19 protein-coding genes are annotated in these 18120 nt (G+C 51.8%); 7 read left to right on the top strand and 12 right to left on the bottom strand.

The genetic code is table 11. The annotated features are described in order from the left end of the window. Window positions 1-506: 506 nt before the first annotated feature. Genes ACXJJA_RS03570 through ACXJJA_RS03550 form a run of 5 tightly spaced genes read left to right on the top strand, consistent with a single transcriptional unit; the run spans window position 507 to window position 5783 of the window. On the top strand, window positions 507-974 hold the full coding sequence (locus ACXJJA_RS03570) for a 4Fe-4S dicluster domain-containing protein (RefSeq protein ID WP_456486854.1): 468 nt from the start codon (window positions 507-509) through the stop codon (window positions 972-974). Then, window positions 964-2274: an NAD(P)/FAD-dependent oxidoreductase gene (locus ACXJJA_RS03565; protein ID WP_456486853.1), complete on the top strand. Its 1311-nt coding sequence runs from the start codon at window positions 964-966 to the stop codon at window positions 2272-2274. Before ACXJJA_RS03570 ends, ACXJJA_RS03565 begins: the two co-directional genes overlap by 11 nt. Next, window positions 2255-3394 (top strand): class II glutamine amidotransferase, encoded by a 1140-nt coding sequence (locus ACXJJA_RS03560; RefSeq protein ID WP_456486906.1) that lies wholly within the window; start codon window positions 2255-2257, stop codon window positions 3392-3394. The genes ACXJJA_RS03565 and ACXJJA_RS03560 overlap by 20 nt, the downstream gene beginning before the upstream one ends. A 26-nt stretch (window positions 3395-3420) precedes the next feature. After that, window positions 3421-4941: a glutamate synthase-related protein gene (locus ACXJJA_RS03555; RefSeq protein ID WP_456486905.1), complete on the top strand. Its 1521-nt coding sequence runs from the start codon at window positions 3421-3423 to the stop codon at window positions 4939-4941. After that, on the top strand, window positions 4941-5783 hold the full coding sequence (locus ACXJJA_RS03550) for a GltB/FmdC/FwdC-like GXGXG domain-containing protein (protein ID WP_456486852.1): 843 nt from the start codon (window positions 4941-4943) through the stop codon (window positions 5781-5783). Before ACXJJA_RS03555 ends, ACXJJA_RS03550 begins: the two co-directional genes overlap by 1 nt. Before the next feature lie 116 nt (window positions 5784-5899). Here the strand turns inward: ACXJJA_RS03550 and ACXJJA_RS03545 are convergent, their stop codons facing one another. The 4 genes from ACXJJA_RS03545 to ACXJJA_RS03530 are packed head-to-tail and all read right to left on the bottom strand — an operon-like array spanning window position 5900 to window position 9410. Then, complete coding sequence (locus tag ACXJJA_RS03545) at window positions 5900-7813, bottom strand: beta-CASP ribonuclease aCPSF1 (RefSeq protein ID WP_456486851.1); 1914 nt, start codon at window positions 7811-7813, stop codon at window positions 5900-5902. Between the two features lie 33 nt (window positions 7814-7846). Next, window positions 7847-8494: an archaeal proteasome endopeptidase complex subunit beta gene (psmB, locus tag ACXJJA_RS03540; RefSeq protein WP_456486850.1), complete on the bottom strand. Its 648-nt coding sequence runs from the start codon at window positions 8492-8494 to the stop codon at window positions 7847-7849. 47 nt (window positions 8495-8541) lie between these two features. Then, window positions 8542-8967 (bottom strand): nickel-responsive transcriptional regulator NikR, encoded by a 426-nt coding sequence (nikR, locus tag ACXJJA_RS03535; protein ID WP_456486849.1) that lies wholly within the window; start codon window positions 8965-8967, stop codon window positions 8542-8544. After that, entirely contained in the window at window positions 8964-9410 is a 447-nt protein-coding gene (locus ACXJJA_RS03530) for an FAD synthase family protein (protein ID WP_456486848.1), read from the bottom strand. Before ACXJJA_RS03530 ends, nikR begins: the two co-directional genes overlap by 4 nt. An 828-nt stretch (window positions 9411-10238) precedes the next feature. Between ACXJJA_RS03530 and pyrH the strand changes: the two genes are divergently transcribed. Beyond that, window positions 10239-10928: a UMP kinase gene (pyrH, locus tag ACXJJA_RS03525; protein WP_456486847.1), complete on the top strand. Its 690-nt coding sequence runs from the start codon at window positions 10239-10241 to the stop codon at window positions 10926-10928. Window positions 10929-10944: 16 nt separating this feature from the next. Here pyrH and cofD read toward each other — a convergent pair whose 3' ends face one another. Continuing rightward, window positions 10945-11886 (bottom strand): 2-phospho-L-lactate transferase, encoded by a 942-nt coding sequence (cofD, locus tag ACXJJA_RS03520; RefSeq protein ID WP_456486846.1) that lies wholly within the window; start codon window positions 11884-11886, stop codon window positions 10945-10947. A 31-nt stretch (window positions 11887-11917) separates the two neighbouring features. Beyond that, on the bottom strand, window positions 11918-12811 hold the full coding sequence (gene fhcD / locus ACXJJA_RS03515) for a formylmethanofuran--tetrahydromethanopterin N-formyltransferase (RefSeq protein ID WP_456486845.1): 894 nt from the start codon (window positions 12809-12811) through the stop codon (window positions 11918-11920). 104 nt (window positions 12812-12915) lie between these two features. Here fhcD and ACXJJA_RS03510 point away from each other — a divergent pair, with 104 nt between their 5' ends. Then, window positions 12916-13422: an ArsR family transcriptional regulator gene (locus ACXJJA_RS03510; protein ID WP_456486844.1), complete on the top strand. Its 507-nt coding sequence runs from the start codon at window positions 12916-12918 to the stop codon at window positions 13420-13422. A 12-nt stretch (window positions 13423-13434) separates the two neighbouring features. On the opposite strand, the gene ACXJJA_RS03505 is transcribed toward ACXJJA_RS03510, so the two are convergent. The 6 genes from ACXJJA_RS03505 to ACXJJA_RS03480 all read right to left on the bottom strand — a co-directional run bounded on the left by ACXJJA_RS03505 (window position 13435) and on the right by ACXJJA_RS03480 (window position 18091). Beyond that, window positions 13435-14727 carry an NAD(P)-binding protein gene (locus tag ACXJJA_RS03505; RefSeq protein ID WP_456486843.1) on the bottom strand — a complete coding sequence of 431 codons (1293 nt, stop codon included), beginning with the start codon at window positions 14725-14727 and terminating at the stop codon, window positions 13435-13437. Further along, a complete protein-coding gene (locus ACXJJA_RS03500; RefSeq protein WP_456486842.1) occupies window positions 14673-14849 on the bottom strand; it encodes a 4Fe-4S binding protein in 177 nt (58 codons plus the stop codon). The genes ACXJJA_RS03505 and ACXJJA_RS03500 overlap by 55 nt, the downstream gene beginning before the upstream one ends. Then, window positions 14842-15510, bottom strand: a complete 669-nt coding sequence (locus ACXJJA_RS03495) for a DUF116 domain-containing protein (protein WP_456486841.1) — start codon at window positions 15508-15510, stop codon at window positions 14842-14844. Before ACXJJA_RS03495 ends, ACXJJA_RS03500 begins: the two co-directional genes overlap by 8 nt. Further along, complete coding sequence (locus ACXJJA_RS03490; protein ID WP_456486840.1) at window positions 15501-16220, bottom strand: DUF116 domain-containing protein; 720 nt, start codon at window positions 16218-16220, stop codon at window positions 15501-15503. Before ACXJJA_RS03490 ends, ACXJJA_RS03495 begins: the two co-directional genes overlap by 10 nt. Before the next feature lie 181 nt (window positions 16221-16401). Then, window positions 16402-16887 (bottom strand): Zn-ribbon domain-containing OB-fold protein, encoded by a 486-nt coding sequence (locus tag ACXJJA_RS03485; protein ID WP_456486839.1) that lies wholly within the window; start codon window positions 16885-16887, stop codon window positions 16402-16404. 4 nt (window positions 16888-16891) lie between these two features. Continuing rightward, entirely contained in the window at window positions 16892-18091 is a 1200-nt protein-coding gene (locus tag ACXJJA_RS03480) for a thiolase C-terminal domain-containing protein (RefSeq protein WP_456486838.1), read from the bottom strand. Between the last annotated feature and the right edge of the window lie 29 nt (window positions 18092-18120).

Below are 18120 nucleotides of genomic sequence, written 5' to 3'. Positions count from 1 at the left end.
TTGTTTTTCTCTGTCGTAACCGGTAGCTTCTCTTCAAATTTCTTTTCTTTATCCAGTTCCGGACAGAGGTTTTAGAAACCGGATGGAGCTCTGACAGAATTCCGGCAGCCCTTCCCCGAAGCCGTCTGAATATAAGCCAGAATCTTAACTCGAAAGGCGGCGGCACCTTATTCCTCTCAAACACCTTCAACTCCTCCACAATTCCCCTTACACTACGCATAAAAAATAGTTCCCCCTATTTATAATCTTATGTGGACACGTCCTAGTCCTCACGCAATTCATCACAACCCTGATGGGTGTGAGCATTCTTGCTTAGTTTTTTGTAATGCCCATTTAGACGCCGCTCAGCAGAAGGAAACAAATTGCCGACATCTTGGCATTTAATGATGTGGAGGCATGAGGTAAGCTTATATATGAGGCTTGCCAACGGCAAGTGATATCCGACAATAAAGGAGGTAATGTCCGGCGTGCTGCTTGCCCGAATAACTGGGAATTGAGGCGGGAAAATGTGGAGAATAGTTGCAAAGCCCGAGGTATGTATGGGATGTCACCTTTGCGAGATTTGGTGTGCGGTGGCGCACTCTACGTCCAAAGACATCATTAAAGCCTTCCTTTACGAGGGACAGAAGCCCTTGCCGAGACTCCTCGTTGAGGAAAGCTACCCTGAAAGCTTTGCGCTGCAGTGCAGGCATTGCGATGAGCCCGAATGTATGTTCGCATGCATCAGCGGCGCCTTATATAAGGACAGAACGGGCAGAGTGCTCCATGACGAGAGCAAATGCGTCGCCTGTTATAGTTGCATAATGGCTTGCCCCTACGGCGCCATCAGAATTAACCCGTTCACCGGCAAGATTCTCAAATGCGATCTGTGTGCGGATTTGGATTTCCCGTTATGCGTGGAAAAATGTCCAAACAACGCTCTGGAATACGTGGAGATTAAGACTGAGGCGGAGGAAAAGCTTTATGAGATATGATTACGTCATCATAGGGAACTCTGCAGGTGGCATCGGCTGCGTTGAGGCAATAAGAGAGCTGGATGAAGCTTCGAGCGTGGCGGTAATCGCCGCTGAGAAATATCATGCTTATTCCAGAGCTTTGATCCCGTATTATCTGGATGGCAAGATAGAGTTGGACAAAATCTATTATCGCCCGCATGATTTTTACCAAAAGATGAACGTCGAGACGCATCTCGGCGTTAAAGCCGTAGGAATAGATATAAATTCAAGGGAGGTCCTGCTGGAGGATGGGGTGCGGGTCGGCTTTGGCAAGCTACTGATAGCAACCGGCGGAAAGCCGTTTATACCTCCTATTGAGGGGCTTTCAGGTCAAAAGAACGTTTTCACCTTCCTAAAGCTCGAAGACGCCCTCGGCGTGAAGGAGACTTTGAAGAGCGCTGAGACATCGCTAATTCTCGGAGGCGGTATCATCGGGCTGATGGTGGCTGAAGTTTTGAGACGGAAAGGGCTCGAAGTCATAGTGGTGGAGCTTGCCGACAGAGTTCTTGCGCCGGTCGTTGACCCGATAACCTCAAAACTCGTGCAGGAGAAGTTTGCTGAAAATGGGGTTGGGATTATCCTTCAGAACACGATCGCAAAGGTTGTTGGAGAGAAGGAGGTTGAAAGAGTAATTTTGAAGGACGGGAGCGAACTTCCAACGGACTTGCTTATTTTAGCGGTTGGCGTGCGTCCCAACACTGAGGTTGTGAGAGATACTCCCATCAAAGTGAATAGGGGCATAGTGGTGGACAAATATATGGAGACGTCCGTCAAAGGCATTTACGCCTGTGGCGACTGTGCCGAGATCTACGATTTTGTTTTCGGAGCTAACAGGGTGCTGCTGCTCTGGCCAACAGCCTACGTCGGCGGGAGAATCGCAGGCTTCAACATGTGCGGCGTCCGCCGTGAACTCACGCACGCCACGAGCATGAATGCAATGCATTTCTTTGACTTCTATATTGTGAGCGCCGGGCTGAACGTCCCGAATGACAGCGATGAGTTTGAGGTGATCTACAAGCTTGACGAAGAGCGGAAGATTTACAGGAAATTTGCGCTCAAAGATGGGGAAATAGCTGGATTCATCCTCGCAGGAAAGGTTGACAGGGCTGGAATATTCTTAAAACTTATGAAAGAAGGCGTTAAAGTCACTGGGTTCAAGGACAAGCTGTTGAAGGAGGATTTCGGGTATGTTGACTTGTCTGAGGAAATAAGGTGGGATTTGCTGGCGGATAAAGTGAAGCTGGGGGTGGTATATGAGTATGCGGCGTATGAGGCGTGAGACTCTGCCCGATAAGGAGCACCAAGCCTGCGGCTTGTTTGGCGTGATGAATAGGAAGGGAGAGAGATTTGGAGGAAGGATGGCTATAGATGCCTTGATGAACATGAGGGTCAGAGGAAACGGGCTTGGAGCCGGTTTTGCCGCCTACGGAATTTACCCTGAACATAAAGATTACTACGCATTGCACATAATGTTTCAAGATTGGGACTTAGATGCGAAGCGTGAAGTTGATAAATTCCTTGGAGCAAACTTCGACGTTGTTTGCGACGAGGAAATGCCCACGAATCCTGAGGCATCGGTGATAAATCCGCCGCTCGTGTGGCGTTACTTCATGGCGCCGGATAAAAAAGGAGATGAAAAAAGGCTCAGCGACGATGACTACGTAGTAAAGAAAGTGATGCACATAAATACGAGGATAAAAAACGCTTACGTCTTTTCGTCGGGGAAGAACATGGGCGTGTTCAAGGGCGTCGGCTTCCCTGAGGAGATAGCCGAGTATTTCATGCTTGAAAAGGAGTATAGGGGGTATATTTGGGTGGCGCACAGCAGGTTCCCAACGAACACGCCCGGCTGGTGGGGCGGCGCCCACCCGTTCTGCATCCTCGACTGGACGGTCGTCCATAACGGGGAAATTTCATCTTACGGCACGAACAAGAGGTATCTTGAGATGTATGGCTATTATTGCACGCTGCTTACCGACACTGAGGTCATGGCCTACGCCGTCGACCTACTGATGCGAAGGCAGCGCCTCCCGATCGAAATTGTGGCGAAGATATTTGCGCCGCCGATGTGGGACCACGTCGACATCATGGACGAGAAAAGGAAGAAGCTCTACATGACGTTGAGGATGGTTTACGCTCCGTTATTGATAAACGGACCTTGGACGATTATCGTCGCTCATCACGGTGAGATGTTCGGCATAACTGACAGGATAAGACTCCGCCCCATAACCGCAGGGGAGAAAGGCGATTTGCTTTTCGTTTCGTCGGAAGAAGCAGCTATTAGGGCGGTCTGTCCCAACCTCGATAGAGTCTTCACGCCGATGGGCGGCGAGCCCGTGGTGGGCAGGCTGAAAGGCGTGGAAAAGGAGCTGAGGAAGAAGGCTGAAGAGGGGGTGTAGTGGTGGAGCTGGTCAGAGGAGAAGAGATGTTCAGTCACATGCTCCCGGAGTTCATCGTGGAGCGTCGAGAAGACCGCTGTATAAGATGCAGGGTCTGCGAGCGTCAGTGCGCTTTCGAAGTTCATAAATACGACAAAGAGCTCGATATGGTATTTTCCGACGAGAAGAAGTGCGTCGGCTGCCAGAGGTGCGCCGTTTTATGCCCGACGGATGCGTTGGTCATAAGACCGCACCCCGGGGAGTACCGGCGGAACGCTAACTGGACGAGAGAGCGCATCCAAGACTTGAAGAAGCAGGCTGAGACCGGCGGCGTTATTCTGACAGGGAGCGGCAACGACAAGCCCTACCGTATCTACTGGGACCACATCGTCCTGAATGCATCTCAGGTTACGAATCCTTCGATTGACCCGCTGCGGGAGCCCATGGAGTTAAGAACGTTCCTCGGCAGGAAGCCTGATGCGTTGGAGTTAAGATTCAACGGCGGCGACTACGAGGACGTGGAGGTAGCCACTGAGCTATATCCGAACGTGATGATAGAGACACCGATGGTATTCTCAGCTATGTCCTACGGGGCGATAAGCTATCAGGCTTTCAAGTCGCTGGCGATGGCAGCAAGCGAGTATGGAACGCTGTTCAATACCGGCGAGGGCGGTCTGCCGAAGGAGCTTCGGAAATACGGCAAAAACGCCATCGTGCAGTGCGCAAGCGGAAGATTTGGCGTCGACCCTGAATACCTCAACTGCGCCGCCGTCGTAGAAATCAAAATAGGGCAGGGCGCAAAGCCTGGAATAGGCGGGCATTTGCCGGGCGAGAAGGTGACGCTGCCGATTTCGGTGACGAGGATGATTCCTGAAGGCACGGACGCCCTTTCCCCGGCGCCGCAGCACGACATTTATTCCATCGAGGACCTGAGCATGCTCATCTACGCCTTAAAGGAAGCAACAAACTACGAGACGCCCGTCAGCGTTAAGATAGCGGCGGTGCACAACGTCGCCGCAATAGCAAGCGGGATGGTCAGAGCCGGCGCCGATATAATCGCCATTGACGGCCTGCGAGGCGGAACCGGGGCAGCTCCGAAGACCATCAGGGACAACGTCGGAATTCCCATCGAGCTCGCACTGGCGGCGGTCGACCGGAGGCTGAGAGAGGAGGGGATAAGAAATAAGTGTTCGATTCTCGTCGCCGGCGGCTTCAGGTGCAGTGCCGACGTTGTAAAAGCCATAGCGCTCGGGGCGGACGCTGTTTATATCGGCACGCCCGCGCTCGTGGCGATGGGCTGCACTCTCTGCCAGAAGTGCTACACAGGAAAGTGCAACTGGGGAATCTGCACGCAAGACCCTTATCTTTCAAGGAGGCTGAACCCTGAAATCGCTTCTAAGAGGCTCGTGAACTTGCTGAGGGGCTGGAGTTTCGAAATAAAGGAGATGCTTGGTGGGATGGGCATAAACACCGTTGAAAGCCTTAGGGGCAACAGGGAGCATTTGCGGGGCGTGGGGCTTGAGGATTGGGAGCTTGAGGTTCTCGGCATAAAGGGGGCTGGTGAGTGATGGAATATTCCATAGGCGGTCTCAGAGATATGTTCCTCGGAAATGTGCGTCGTCTCGAGGACATCCTTAGCTACGCAAATATTAGCGACGACATAGCTGAGATAGATGCCTCAAGATTGGTTCATAAGGAAATAAACGACCTGATGCGGTATTGCGCCCTGCAGGGAGTCAGGAAAATCGTTTTGCGGGGTGTGTGCGGGCAGCGCTACCTCGGGACGAGACTCTACTTCCCGAACCCAAGACCAAGGCTCGAAATCGAAATCCATGGGCATCCGGGCAACGATCTCGGCGCCTTCCTCGACGGGCATCGTATCGTCGTTCACGGAAACGCTCAGGACGGCGTCGGAAACACAATGGACGGAGGCGAAATCCTCGTTCATGGGCGGGCGGGCGACGTCGTCGCAATGTCCATGCGGGGCGGCAGAATCCTCATCAGGGACGACGTCGGCTATAGGACGGCAATCCACATGAAGGAGTATAAGGATAAGGTTCCCGTGCTCGTCGTCGGCGGCACCGCCCAAGATTTCTTCGGCGAATATATGGCTGGCGGTAGAGTGGTCCTCCTCGGCTTGAACCTCGGCAACAAGCCGCACCGTGCGAGATATATTGGAACGGGCATGCACGGCGGCATCATGTTCATTAGAGGTAAGGTGGAGAAGTGGCAGCTCGGCAAAGAAGTCGGAATTGTGGACATGGAGCGAGAGGACTGGAAACTCCTTGAAAAGCATGTTGGGGATTTCTGCGAAATTTTTGGATTTAAAAGGGATGAGGTGCTTGGCGGGGACTTCCTGAAGCTGAAACCAATGACGAAAAGACCCTACGGCAAGGTTTACGCATACTGACCTGCTTTATGGGAATCAAGAGGAGTTTGCTGCCGTAACGGTTCTTATTGAAGGAAAAAGTTGCTAAAAGCTAAATCCAAATTCAAAAACCTCAGGCGTTCTTATTCCGTTGCCTATCATATCAGTCTTAGGGTTTCCAAGTTCATCGGCGCCCTCGTGTCGATACCGAACTTTTTGTATATTGCGCTTGCGAGCTCTATGCATTTCGAGCTCTCGCCGTGCACGCATACGACTCTGGAGGGCTGCGGTTTCATCCGGCGCACGTATTCGAGGAGCTGCTCACGATCGGAGTGCCCTGAGAACCCGTCCACGGTGATGACTTCCATATTTATCTTTACGACCTCGGTCTTCCCCTCGCCTGTGGAGAACTGCACCTCCTTCCAGCCACGCTGGATGCGCCGCCCCAGCGTCCCCTCCGCTTGATAACCCACGAAAATCATAGTGTTCCGCTCATCATAAGCCAGACCCTTTAGATACTCTATCACGGGACCGCCATTCAGCATGCCTGACGTCGCAAGTATAATCGAGGGCTCCGGGCTTTCTATGACTTCTTTGCGCTTGTCGGCGTCATCGACTTGTACGAAAACGTCTGAGAGGAAAGGATTTAGCCCCTTGTGGAAAATCATATTCCTGAGATTCTTGTTGAGGTATTCGGGATAAGCCGTATGGATAGCGGTAGCCTCCCAGATCATCCCATCAAGGTAAACTGGCACCTCCTCAATTATCTCATTCCTTATGGACTCCTCCAGGACAATCATGACCTCTTGCGACCTGCCGACCGCAAATGCCGGGATTATGACCTTACCGCCACGGCTGAGCGTCCTTTTTACTACTTCTTGAAGCCTCCTTTCAGCCTCACGCCTTGACGGCTGGAAGTCGTTATTCCCGCCGTAAGTCGCTTCGATGACAAGGGCTTCGACCCTTGAGAACCAATTGACTGCCGGGTCGAAAAGGTGCGTCCGCTCGTATTTTATGTCGCCGGTGAAGACGACGTTATAGAGACCGCTGCCGATGTGAAAATGGGCGACCGCCGAACCGAGAATATGTCCGGCGTTGAAAAATGTGAGCTTGACATCAGGGGCGATGTCGGTGACGTCGCCGTAATTCAGAGGGATGGTATGCCGCAAAGCCTCTCGTATCATCTGCGACTTGTAAGGTGGGCGCCTGCCCTCCCGTGCTGAGACTTCGATGTAGTCGAGCTGCAAGAGCACCATTAGGTCACGGGTGGGTGGCGTTACGTAAACCGGACCGTCATACCCATACTTGAAAAGCAGGGGCAGCAGCCCCGAATGGTCGAGATGGGCATGCGTGATGACGACGGCGTCCAACTGGTCTAACGGGGAGACTTCCGGCACGTAAAGATACGGCATTTCGCCGTTGCTCGAAACGTTGACGCCGCAGTCTATCAGTATGCGGGTCTCAGGCGTGGAGAGTAAGAAGGCGGAACGCCCGACCTCACGGCAGCCGCCAAGCATTGTAACGCGCACCCACTCGTCGCTCGACAGCTTCTCCCTGAAAATGTGCCTGCCTACCCGCTTCAGGAAATCACGGCGGAAGATACCCTCTGCCCTCAGAAACTGTCTTATGTTCTTTATCGTCGTGGATTGTATTGGCGGCGCTCTTATGACGTTCACACGCCAGCCTATTCGCTTCGTGATGTCTCTGAGGGTTGCGCCCTTCCGTCCTATGACGAGCCCGGGCTTCTCTGCCTCTATCACGACCTCGCAGGCATCGAAGTCGAAGTATATGTCCCGAATGCCGCTGTCTTCGGGGATTATATCATAAATGTATTTTACTGCCCTCTCCGGCTCCATCAGGATTTCCGGGTTCGGACGGATCGCTATTCGCTTCTTCAGCTCTTTAGCAATGTTCCTTACTAGTTCTTCATTTTCCGCAAACTTCTGCGGCTCCTCCGTGTATATGACTATTTGAGGCCCCTCAAAATCCACGCTCGTTATGCTCACGTCGTTGGGGAGAAGTTCAAGGATTCTCTGTCGGAACTCTTCGAGCATCTGTTCTGCTGTTGGCATTCTCTCACTCCAAGCCTGCCAAGCAGGCGTTAATTAAGAAACTGACCGTCTTATCCTGTCTATTTCCTCCTTACTCAGCTCCTTGTATCTGTCCTTCGTTATCGCAACAACCTCTATATCATCGCCAGAGGCGACGTCCCGCTTTATTGCGCCGTGCAGTGCGCGCACGGCAAGCTCTGTTCCCTCTTCCAGGGAGATATCCTTGTGATAACGGTCCTCGATGATGCCGTAAGCGATGGGCGAGCCTGAGCCCGTGACCGCCGCCTCTCGTTCTTCGATGGCGCCGCCGAGCGGGTCTAACGAGAAGATGCGCGGACCTGTGTGGTCGATGCCGCCGACAAGGAGTTGCGTGTAAAAAGGGAACAGGCGTTGCGCATTGAGGATGTTGGCGAGGAGCGTCGTAATTGCTTTTATCGTCATGGGCTCGCCCCGTCGCATCTTGTAGAGCTTCGCCTCCACCGAGACTATGCGGACGAGCGTCTGGGCGTCGCCGACGAGCCCGGCGGTAGTCATGCCGACATTGTCATCTATTTGGTATATCTTCTTTGCGGCTTTCGACGCTATAAAGTAGCCAATGGTCGCTCTTTTCTCACTGGCGAGCACGACGCCGCCGTCGCAGACGATGCCGACGGTCGTGGTCCCCCTGAAAGCATTCTTGAAAACGTCCCCTAACCCTTCCATGCGTGTTGTTAAGTCTCCCATGCTATTGCCTCCTCAGTTCAGGGCAGTCAAACCTTCTGCGTGGTCGTAAGCTTGACGTGCTTTACGCCTTTTAGGCTCATAATTTTCTCGGTCAGCTCGCGCAGCCGCTTTGCGTCCCCGCCCACAATGACAACCTCAAGACAGTTGCTCTCGTCGAGATGGATGTGCAGAGAGGTCCTTATAACATCGATAAAGTGATGCTGTAAATCCACAAGCTCACTGTTTATCCCTCTTTGCTCATGGTCATAAATAAAGGTTACGACACCGACCCGCTCGCCGCTCTCGCCGCTCATCCACTCGTATTCGACGATGTAGTTGCGAATCGCATCTCTTATGCCCTCAGACCTTGAGGAGTAGCCGCGCTCTTTTATTATACCATCAAAGCGGCGCAACAGGTTCGAAGGCAGCGAAACTCCAATCCTCATCAACTTCTCTTCCTGCTCCGCGCTCACATCTTCGTTCTTCGTCCTCTCAGACCTCCTTCACTACGTCTTATTATCTCTTCTATTATATCTTTACTACTGCAAAAGGGGTATGAATTACATTTACCCAGCCGCACCACCTTCGTGTTAAAACCCCTCCTCCTAAGTTCCCTCTCAAGCTCACGCTCATCAAAATTTTGGTCGTAGCCCAAAGCCACAATATCCGGTTTTATTTCATAAAGCGGCTCAAATATATCTTCTTCGCTGCCGAGCACCGCCTTGTTTACAATCTTAAGAGAGGCTACCATCTTAAGCCGCTGCTCTTCAGGGATGATAGGTGCCCGCTTCTTAACGTTAACGTCACGGGCGACGATGACATAAAGCTCGTCGCCAAGCTTTTTCGCCTCCTCAAGATAGAAGATATGTCCGGGATGTAAGATGTCGAACGTCCCCGTTGCAAGCACCCTTACCATCTTTTCACACTCCCACCGCCAAGGAAGCCCCTTCAGGGGAGGAATTGGCGGAAGTTATTTATATATCTTTAGTTATTTGTCTCGATGGGCTGGAGCGGCGTCCGCCAGTTTTCCAGCCCGATGCGGGTGCGGTCTTACAGCCACCCCGATGGCTCGATGAAGCGGGACGGCGCCCCACGCACCCACGCACGCACGGGCGAGGGCAAGCTAGCTCCTCGTTCATCGAGGAGACGCTGACCTCTTTTATCTTTTTACCAACTATGAATTGGGGGAGTTTGAATTCTAAAAACCTAACATCAACTCCTTAACAAAGTTTCTACCAAGAGAAAGCCTTATTCTATTTCTATCAACTTTGAACATATCCCTTTGAAAAGTACAAACCAAATAACTGTCTTTTGCAGAGAGATTGGTCTATTGTAGTTCCTTTTTCTCTTCTCATCAAGAATGTGGAAGAAGCACATGCTTTTATCGACAACTTTCATTGCTTGATGTGCAACTTGATATGGAAGTAGTTTGTAGTCCTCGTTATGCTTAACAAGGTGATAAGCTTATTCATATTGAAGGCATTTGCCGTTGTTAAAGTAATATTATCTTACTGTGTAGAGGCAGAATTGTAGAGGCTTTTGGAAAGTCTGGTAAGTATTTTGAGAATGTTGTATGTTTTCTTGTTAGTTTTGACATGGCTTTTCTGTGTGGGACATGTTTATCATTTTTAATAAATTCATGTATTTATGGTTTATGACTAAGAAAATCGTAATTCACTCACCGGTTGAAACCGGTGGTCTTCTTGCGAGAGTCTTATAAAGTAGCATTCTAACAGGAAAAAAGGTGAGGAAGCTGCTGCGGTCGCACGTCATCGTGCTCTCGCTCGGGGGCGTTCTCTTTGAGGACGCCGTAACCGTGAGGAACACGGCAGAAGTCGTTAGAACTGCGGCTGAGGACACTGCCAAAATCTACGCAGTTACGGGTGGAGGCACGCTTGCCCGTCGCTTCATCGAGACCGTGCGGAAGCTCGGCGCCGATGACGCCTACTGCGACCTCGTCGGGATTGCCGCCACGAGACTCAACGCCATGCTTCTGATAGCGGCGTTACGTTCGTTGCATGTGGAGGTGCGGCAGACGCCACCTCGAGATTACGAAGAGGCGCTTGCGTCGCCGGAGCGAATCGTCGTGCTCGGTGGCGTCTCTCCTGGATACACAACGGACGCCGTCGCCGCAATTCTCGCCGAACTCGCAGGCGCAAAGCTCCTGCTCTTTGCGACTTCGGTGGATGGCGTTTACGACGCTGATCCAAAGACACAACCCACCGCCAAGAAGTTCAAAAGTCTTACGCCTGAAGAGCTTACGGAGATCGTCATGAAGACGAGGCTGAAAGCAGGCTCGCACTCGGTCATTGACCCCGTAGCTGCGAAAATCATTGAACGGTGCAGAGTTAAAACAATCGTAATTGACGGGCGGCGTCCCGAAAACATACTTAACGCCATCCACGGCGAACACAACGGCACGGAAATAGCTTAATTTGGGAATTGTTGCTTCAAGTCCTCTTGGGAAGTAGTCTCTCTGCCTCTACGATGTCTAATATGAATTCTGCGAGGCATTCGCAGCGTTTTACGTCATTCATGACGGTATCCGCCGCCAGAAGTCGCACGCCGTCCACTTCTTTTTTGCCTCTGACAAGCTCATCTCGGACATCTACGACGAGAACATCAAGAAAATCCGCATAGCACCTGAGAACGCCGAGCGCAGAGGCTTCATAGCCGCACGCCCGCATCAACTTCGCCGCAGGACCGCTTATTGCCTTTTTCCCAATAATCGGGGAGACTGCAACGACGAACTTGTTTTTCAGTGCTTCTCTAATCCCACGTAGTCGTAAAATTGGACCTATGCTCGTTATCGGATTGCTCGGACCTATTAGAACGACGAACGCCTTGCGAAGCTCTCTTAAAAATGCAGCGCTCGGCTTTGCTTCGTTCATACCCTTAAACTCGACGCCTAAGACCTCAGGCTCGCCCCGTCGCAGAACCCAAAACTCCTGAAAGTGCATTTTTCCTTCTGTGGTGCGTATGAGCGTTTCCACCCTGTCGTCAGTCATTGGGATGACTTTTGCCCGCACCCGCAACCTTTCTGCCAGTATTTGCGTCGCCTCCGTCAGAGACCTTCCCGCCCGTAAAAGTTCGCTTCGCAAGATGTGCGTCGCACGGTCGGTATCGCCTATCTTCAGCATTTCCTCGTAGCCCAGCCTTCTCAGGACTTCGTGCGTCGTGAAGGTATCATCTTTCACGCCCCACCAGCGCTCCTCATCTATCCTCCCCGAAAGGGCGTAAAGCACCGAATCTACATCGGGACAGACGAGGTTCCCAGAAACCCAAACATCTTCCGCCGTATTTACAACGACACTCAGCTGAGACTCGTCAAAGACGTCTTTTAAGCCGATGAGGAGCTTCGGCGTGCCCGTCCCGCCTGAAAACACAAGCATGCTCGTTATTCAGCAAAATAAGGAATTAAAATTAAAGGATCTCGTGCAGAGGTATTTGATACTTTCCGAGCTTACCGCCATAGTTGCCGGCGGTGATTTTCACGACGCCTGGCACCTTGACCGCTGCGAGTATCCCGGCACGCATCGCTTTTCGCACAGCGTCCTCGCTAATCCCGTTAATCACAATTTCGTAAACGCCGCTCACGCCCTCAGGGATTTGTGAGGCATCTACTTTGTCCCGAAGCGTCGGGCAGAACTTCTCGTTCGTCGTAGCTCGCATGAATTTGTATTTTGCGGAACCGACCTTCGAGCCCGAGGCGACAATGCCGCCCGGGAACGGCGTGATTGTGCCCTCAACTCGCTCTATGGCGGCGACTGCGTTCTCTGCCGCTATGAGTGCGGGCATCTGCTCCTTTGCGAGGATGAAAAAATTGCCACCGGCGACGCCGTCGCAGGCGCCGAAATTCTCCTCCACGAGGAAGTCGCCTTCCATCAGTGGCACCCGCCACATCTTACGCCCGTAAATTTCCTCGGCGCTCTCGAAGCCGTCTCCAAAGAATTTAAGCTTGAACCCCACATTGAACTGCTTTTCGGCGTCGGGAAGGCCATTGAAGGCGGTGGTCGTCGGGCACGTCAGCGTGCACTGCCCAAGCCTCGCGAGGAGCTGCTCCTCCAACGTTTTGAAGCTTGGCGTGCATATCTGGATGTAAATCCCCGGGCGTCCGTCGGGCGTCTCCTCAGACGTCGCCAGCCGCTCGACGCCGGCCTCCGCCGGGCACATTATTACAGACGTCCCGAAGCCTGTGGTTTCAGCGGCGGCGACTCTCGCCCACCTCTCATTCACCGCAGTTATCAAAACCCGTGCAACCTTTATCGGAAACGCCTCCGCAAAAGTATCTTCGATTTCAACGCCGTTGATTTTCATCTTGCCACCCACTCCTTTGTTTAAAGGGCGGTTATAAAAACATAACGACGATGGAGAAGGTAGGACGCAAAAAGTTTATTTTTGTTAAATACGAAGATATAAACATGGTGAAGAGGACGAGAATAATAAGCGACCCTGCGGACTTTGTTCCCTTACTGCGCATATTCCTGTTCACCGAATACAGGAGGATATTTGAAGAATTAAGCAACGGCTGGAAAACTGAGGAGGAGCTGAGGCGGGAGCTTGGCGAGGATGTGAAGGATGGGCTGCACATTCTTATGAGGTGTGGGCTGCTGGAGAGCCGCTGGCGGGCGCCGGAGCCTGGGAAGAAGCCAGTGATGGAGTATCATACTTCCTATTCCAACGTGGTAACGAATTTCCAGTGTTCCCTCAAGGAGTTCGCGGACCTAGTGGACGTTGCTTACATGGATGATAAACAGTTTGAATATTTAGAGAAGCCAGTGATGGATTTAATCGCCGCCGGGCGGAATTCCATAAACGCTATGTCTAAAACTCTTGACTTGAGCGTAATTTCCTTAAAGGCGATAGTAAAAAGGTCTCATAGGATGTGCATAAGAGGACATAAGATAGAAATTGTCAAGGGGAATTGATTAGAGGGACCCCTATCCAGCTAAGTCCTTCTTCACCCTCCTAACGACTTTCAGCACGCCCGCAGCGATACCTTCGGTCATTATTCTGCCACGGGCTTTGCAACCGTCTCCCACCATGTAAAGACCTCTTACTGGCAGCCTTACATCGAAATCCTCGCCTTGTATCGCCCAATTCACAGGCCAGTCGTCCCTGAAGGTGTGCGCGCCAAGAATTTCGCAATTGTCCTCAAAATGCGGCAGCAACTCTTTCAAATCTTCGACACCAAGCTCTATTTCTTTCCGCACGTCGCCGCCCCTGAACACCTGATGCGTCAGCAGCAAGTATTTGCCCTTAGGTGCCAGTGGCTGTTCGTATTGTATTAATCCAGAAATACGTCTTGCTGAAGGTGTGAGCACAACTTCGCAGCTCCTAAAAAGCTTTTCGGAGCTGCTGACGCATATCGTTATGCCTTCGGCAGCTTCGACGGAGCCCGCACGCCTCAAAAGTTCCGAGACTGCGTCTTTCTCGCTCATCATCCTGAGCGTCTCCGACGGGCTTGCATTACTGACTACGCATCTGCACTTTATTTCCATCTGCTCGTCGCCGATGCTTGCAGATACGCCGCGAATCTCACCGCTTTGAACTAATATTCCATTTACAGGGACTTGTGTTAATATTTCTCCACCGCTCTCAATAATTACTTGCTTAAACCTCTCAACAACTCCTTTACATCCGTTTTCAGGGAAGAGGGGCTTGCCCAGCAGCACTATGTTCCTTATGAAACGCATCCCTTCACTTTTGGAAACTTTTTCGAGCGGAGCACTCATCGAAAAACCTATGAGCGCCTTAAAGCATTTGTAAAGTTCTTCATTTCTAAACTTCCCTAAAAATTCGCCAAATGACGTGTATTCCGTGTGGATGCCGAAAAAAGCTGAAGCAATAACCTTTATGAAAGACTCTCTTGCCTCATGTGATTTAAACGTTTTGAATGCGGTTAACAAGTTTGAAACCCTATGGCGGCGGTCTTCCCAGAGGAACTCAGCCCATGCTTCCGATGTTTTTCCATGAATACCTATGGCTTTTAAGGCTCTTGCGAAAACACCTTTTGAGTGGGGTATTACGTGTAGAGCTCCTGTGGGAAGCTCGTATCCTTTGTAATTGAAGCTCGAAAACCTCCCTCCTAAAAATGACAACTTCTCAAGAACTAACGTTTTAAAATGCTTGCAGAGGAGCGCTGCGGCGAGCAGCCCGCCTATACCCGCGCCTATAACTATAATGTCATATTCTCGGCGGATATCAAGCGTGTTGGGCATACCCCCATGCATCTTAAACATCCAACGCAATTCTTCACATCTATTTCAGCACGCCCCCACACCGTAATGGCTCCGCTCGGGCATACCATCTCGCAGTAGCCGCAGCCCGTGCAGTCGCCTTCTATCTTAAGCATGATTCTGAGCCAGCATCTCAGGAGTCAACAGGAGTTCCTCTTTTACTTTGTCCCAGTTGACATCGGTCATTATACAGCCCGCCCTCGCGAGAAGCACCCCGATCATCGGAATGCCCTTCGCCGTCACGTATCTCATTACCTCGTGGAGGTCCTTATGGCACGCAACGCCGAGCGCCGCCTCTGGCTTTCTGTCTTTGACAACACGCTTCACGAACTCGCCGCCGGGCGCTATACTCACCATAATTCCGTGCCGCTCGCAGATCTCCATGATTTCAGCGATGTTGCACCGTCCACACCGCCTGCACAAAATACCCTCGCCTGGCTTCGTCATCGCCGGACAGTCTATATCGCGGAGACATTGCGGCAGGAACAGAATGCGCCGCTCGAAGGGCGTTGCTGCATATTTTTCTCGGTAAGCATGATTCAACAGCGTAATTTGCACCTCGTCCACGACGTTCGGGTTGATGCGCAGGCTGCCGAGAAGCGTCTTCAGCGGTCTGTAAAAGAACGTTATCAGCGAGAACGCAAGCTTCGGGAACAGGAACCGCTTGTATTTGTATATGTATGCGCCGATGGCGGCGGCAGCAATCGCCAAAACTAAGAATATGAAAAGCAGCGTTACGAATATTTGCCCCAGGACGATATAGATGTTCAGCGCCATGCTACCTCCCCCGCCTTTTCAACCTCGCCGTCGGTGCCCGCAAACAATTTTATGAGCAGCTCGTCAAAATCAACAATGGTATTGATGCAGCCTGTCTTCTTTAAGGGGACGCCCTGCGCCGGTATGCCTGCGAGCTTTGCGTTCAGCATGCCCTCATGGAGGTTCGGGTAACAAGCGACGCCCACTACCGCTCTTGGTCTCGCTGAGATAAGCACTCGCTTCGCAAAAGTCCCGCCCGGCACGACGAATACTCTTATTCCCAACCTCTTGCACGCTGCATTTATCCTCGCAATCTCGCATCGCCCGCATTCTACGCAGTGGAATCCGTCCACGGAACTCAACTTCGCAGGGCACTCAAGCGAGCGCATGCACTGCGGCAGCAGCAAAACTCGCTCCTCCGTTGGCACTGTCGCAAAATCTGCGTAATTTATGCAGTTCTTGAGCTCCACGCTTATCCTATCAACCAGCTCAGAATCTATTTTGAAGAACGAAATTATCCGTTTTGCGGGCTCGTATAACAAGTCTATCATGAAAGATATGAAGTTGGGAAAGAGTATTCTCCCGGTTCTAAGCGCAATATAGCCTGCAAGTAGAATTACGGTAAGGAGTGTGAAGAACACTATGAGCAAGCCCAAGAAAATCTTGCCGAGCAATTCAAGGCTGATTAAACTGATGTATTCAAACAATGCTCTCCCCTCACATCTTTTCATGCGTTAGGGCAATATATAAGACTTACTGCGGCTTGAATGTCTTCGAAATAAAAACCCTGACGATAAAATACGTTTCAAAGGCTTGAATAAAAAATTAGAAACGATTTGCAAACTATTTTACAAATAAAGGATAAATAGAGAGGCGAAATCTCCTGGGTTCTATGAGGACATAGACGGGGCGTCATGCCTTTTTGAAGCAATACCAGTATCTCCTCATCTCTCCAGGTCCCAATATTTCAAGAGGCTCCCATTCTACTTTCGTGCCGATTTTTACCTCCTCGGAACTCAGGTCGAACATTATACCACTCACTTGGATGCCATTCTTTGGATAATCGCCGAACCTCACTATGGCTATTATAAACGGCACCGTGTCCTGGAACTGCAAGGGGGCGCCCGCCCGCACCTCCGTGAATGCATAAACCTCCCCGACCTTAGGAATATCCACCCACTCGAGATTTTCGCTCAAGCACTCGCTGCAGACCGCCACAGGTGGGTATAACAACTTTCCACAATCCTTGCACTTCGTAGTCGTGAAACGCCCCTCCGCCAAATTCTTGTAGAATTGGTAAATTCTCGTCGCATCCGGACCTTTTTCGTCCTGCTGCTCCCAGAGGTCTAAGAGTGGCGGGAAGGGTATGGTGGCGGGTATGCGTATCGACTTGACCATCGTTTCACCCCCCTAATTTTATTTCCTTCCGCTTCTCGATGCTGTAAGCCATTATGTGGTGGAGGGATGCCAGCCCGCTCAGGTTATGAGTGACGGCTATTCTGGCGTTGCTGCCGACGTATCTTTCCTTGGGGACGCTGCCCCTGAACTGGGTAAATACCTCCCAAGCTTGTCGGACGCCTGTGGCACCGAGGGGGTGCCCGAAGCTGAGGAGCCCGCCGCTGGGATTCACGGCGACGTCACCGCCGATGTAGCTGCGCTCCTCCTCAACGAACTTTCCACCTTCGCCTTTCTCGCAGAAACCAAGCTCTTCATACTCCATTATCTCGCTAATGGTAAAGCAGTCATGCAACTCTGCGAAATCAATGTCCCTAGGTCCGATGCCGAGCATGTTGTAAAGTTCTTTTGCCGCCCGCCTCAGGGCGGGCCACTCGCTGAGGTTGCCCATCTGGTTGACGGTGTCGGCGGCGAAGACGCACTGCGTGCCGCCGATAATCCAGACAGGCGTGTCTGTGAGCTTTTTTGCTATTTCTTCAGCTGCAAGGACGACGGCGGCAGCGCCGTCCGTCATGCCGCAGCAATCGAAAAGACAAAGTGGCGGGGCAACGACTTTCGAATTTATCACGGCGTCGACGCTAAATCGCTTCGTGAACTGCGCATACGGGTTATAGGAGCCGTAAGTGGAATTTTTCTCCCTAACAACCGCCATTTGCTCCCTTGTCGTGCCATAATCATGCATGTGCCGCTGGGCGATCATTGCGAAGAAGGGCGGCGCCGTCATTCCGCTGGGGCCATCGAACTCTCGGTTAGCGACGTTTATCATGCTCGTCTGGCTTATAGCCATGTTTTTGGAAGTCATTTTTTCAACGCCAATGACGAAAGCGATATCGCTAAGCCCCGTGGCGATCGCGAGCCACGCATACCTGATTGCAGCTTGCCCGCTGGCGCAAGCTACTTCGGTCCTCGCTACGACTCTCGTCGGGCGCAAGCCAAGAAGTTCGGCGACAAGAGGCGCTACATGCGTCTGATACGCCCAGCGTTCGGGCTGCGCCGCCCCAACGATGAGAGAATCCACTTCTTTCTTATCAAGATTCGGCACGTCCTTGAATGCGGCTTTTCCTGCCTCCTGCACGAGATCCTTCCAGCTCGCCTCCCGCACGCCGAATTTCGTTATCCCCGCCCCTACTATGGCGACGTTACGCATCTTTTCACCTTAGAAAATTTCGCTCTGAT

This window comes from Candidatus Alkanophaga liquidiphilum, assembly GCF_053996935.1.
This window is presented reverse-complemented; position numbering and strand designations above follow the sequence as displayed.

Bases quoted from the DNA above. Each gene is read 5' to 3' on its own strand.
- ACXJJA_RS03570 (WP_456486854.1), top strand. From the start codon at position 507: ATGTGGAGAATAGTTGCAAAGCCCGAGGTATGTATGGGATGTCACCTT.
- ACXJJA_RS03565 (WP_456486853.1), top strand. From the start codon at position 964: ATGAGATATGATTACGTCATCATAGGGAACTCTGCAGGTGGCATCGGC.
- ACXJJA_RS03560 (WP_456486906.1), top strand. From the start codon at position 2,255: ATGCGGCGTATGAGGCGTGAGACTCTGCCCGATAAGGAGCACCAAGCC.
- ACXJJA_RS03555 (WP_456486905.1), top strand. From the start codon at position 3,421: ATGTTCAGTCACATGCTCCCGGAGTTCATCGTGGAGCGTCGAGAAGAC.
- ACXJJA_RS03550 (WP_456486852.1), top strand. From the start codon at position 4,941: ATGGAATATTCCATAGGCGGTCTCAGAGATATGTTCCTCGGAAATGTG.
- ACXJJA_RS03545 (WP_456486851.1), bottom strand. From the start codon at position 7,813: ATGCCAACAGCAGAACAGATGCTCGAAGAGTTCCGACAGAGAATCCTT.
- psmB (WP_456486850.1), bottom strand. From the start codon at position 8,494: ATGGAAGGGTTAGGGGACGTTTTCAAGAATGCTTTCAGGGGGACCACG.
- ACXJJA_RS03530 (WP_456486848.1), bottom strand. From the start codon at position 9,410: ATGGTAAGGGTGCTTGCAACGGGGACGTTCGACATCTTACATCCCGGA.
- cofD (WP_456486846.1), bottom strand. From the start codon at position 11,886: ATGCTTGTGTTTTCAGGCGGGACGGGCACGCCGAAGCTCCTCATCGGC.
- fhcD (WP_456486845.1), bottom strand. From the start codon at position 12,811: ATGAAAATCAACGGCGTTGAAATCGAAGATACTTTTGCGGAGGCGTTT.
- ACXJJA_RS03510 (WP_456486844.1), top strand. From the start codon at position 12,916: ATGGTGAAGAGGACGAGAATAATAAGCGACCCTGCGGACTTTGTTCCC.
- ACXJJA_RS03505 (WP_456486843.1), bottom strand. From the start codon at position 14,727: ATGCATGGGGGTATGCCCAACACGCTTGATATCCGCCGAGAATATGAC.
- ACXJJA_RS03500 (WP_456486842.1), bottom strand. From the start codon at position 14,849: ATGCTTAAGATAGAAGGCGACTGCACGGGCTGCGGCTACTGCGAGATG.
- ACXJJA_RS03495 (WP_456486841.1), bottom strand. From the start codon at position 15,510: ATGGCGCTGAACATCTATATCGTCCTGGGGCAAATATTCGTAACGCTG.
- ACXJJA_RS03490 (WP_456486840.1), bottom strand. From the start codon at position 16,220: ATGAAAAGATGTGAGGGGAGAGCATTGTTTGAATACATCAGTTTAATC.
- ACXJJA_RS03485 (WP_456486839.1), bottom strand. From the start codon at position 16,887: ATGGTCAAGTCGATACGCATACCCGCCACCATACCCTTCCCGCCACTC.
- ACXJJA_RS03480 (WP_456486838.1), bottom strand. From the start codon at position 18,091: ATGCGTAACGTCGCCATAGTAGGGGCGGGGATAACGAAATTCGGCGTG.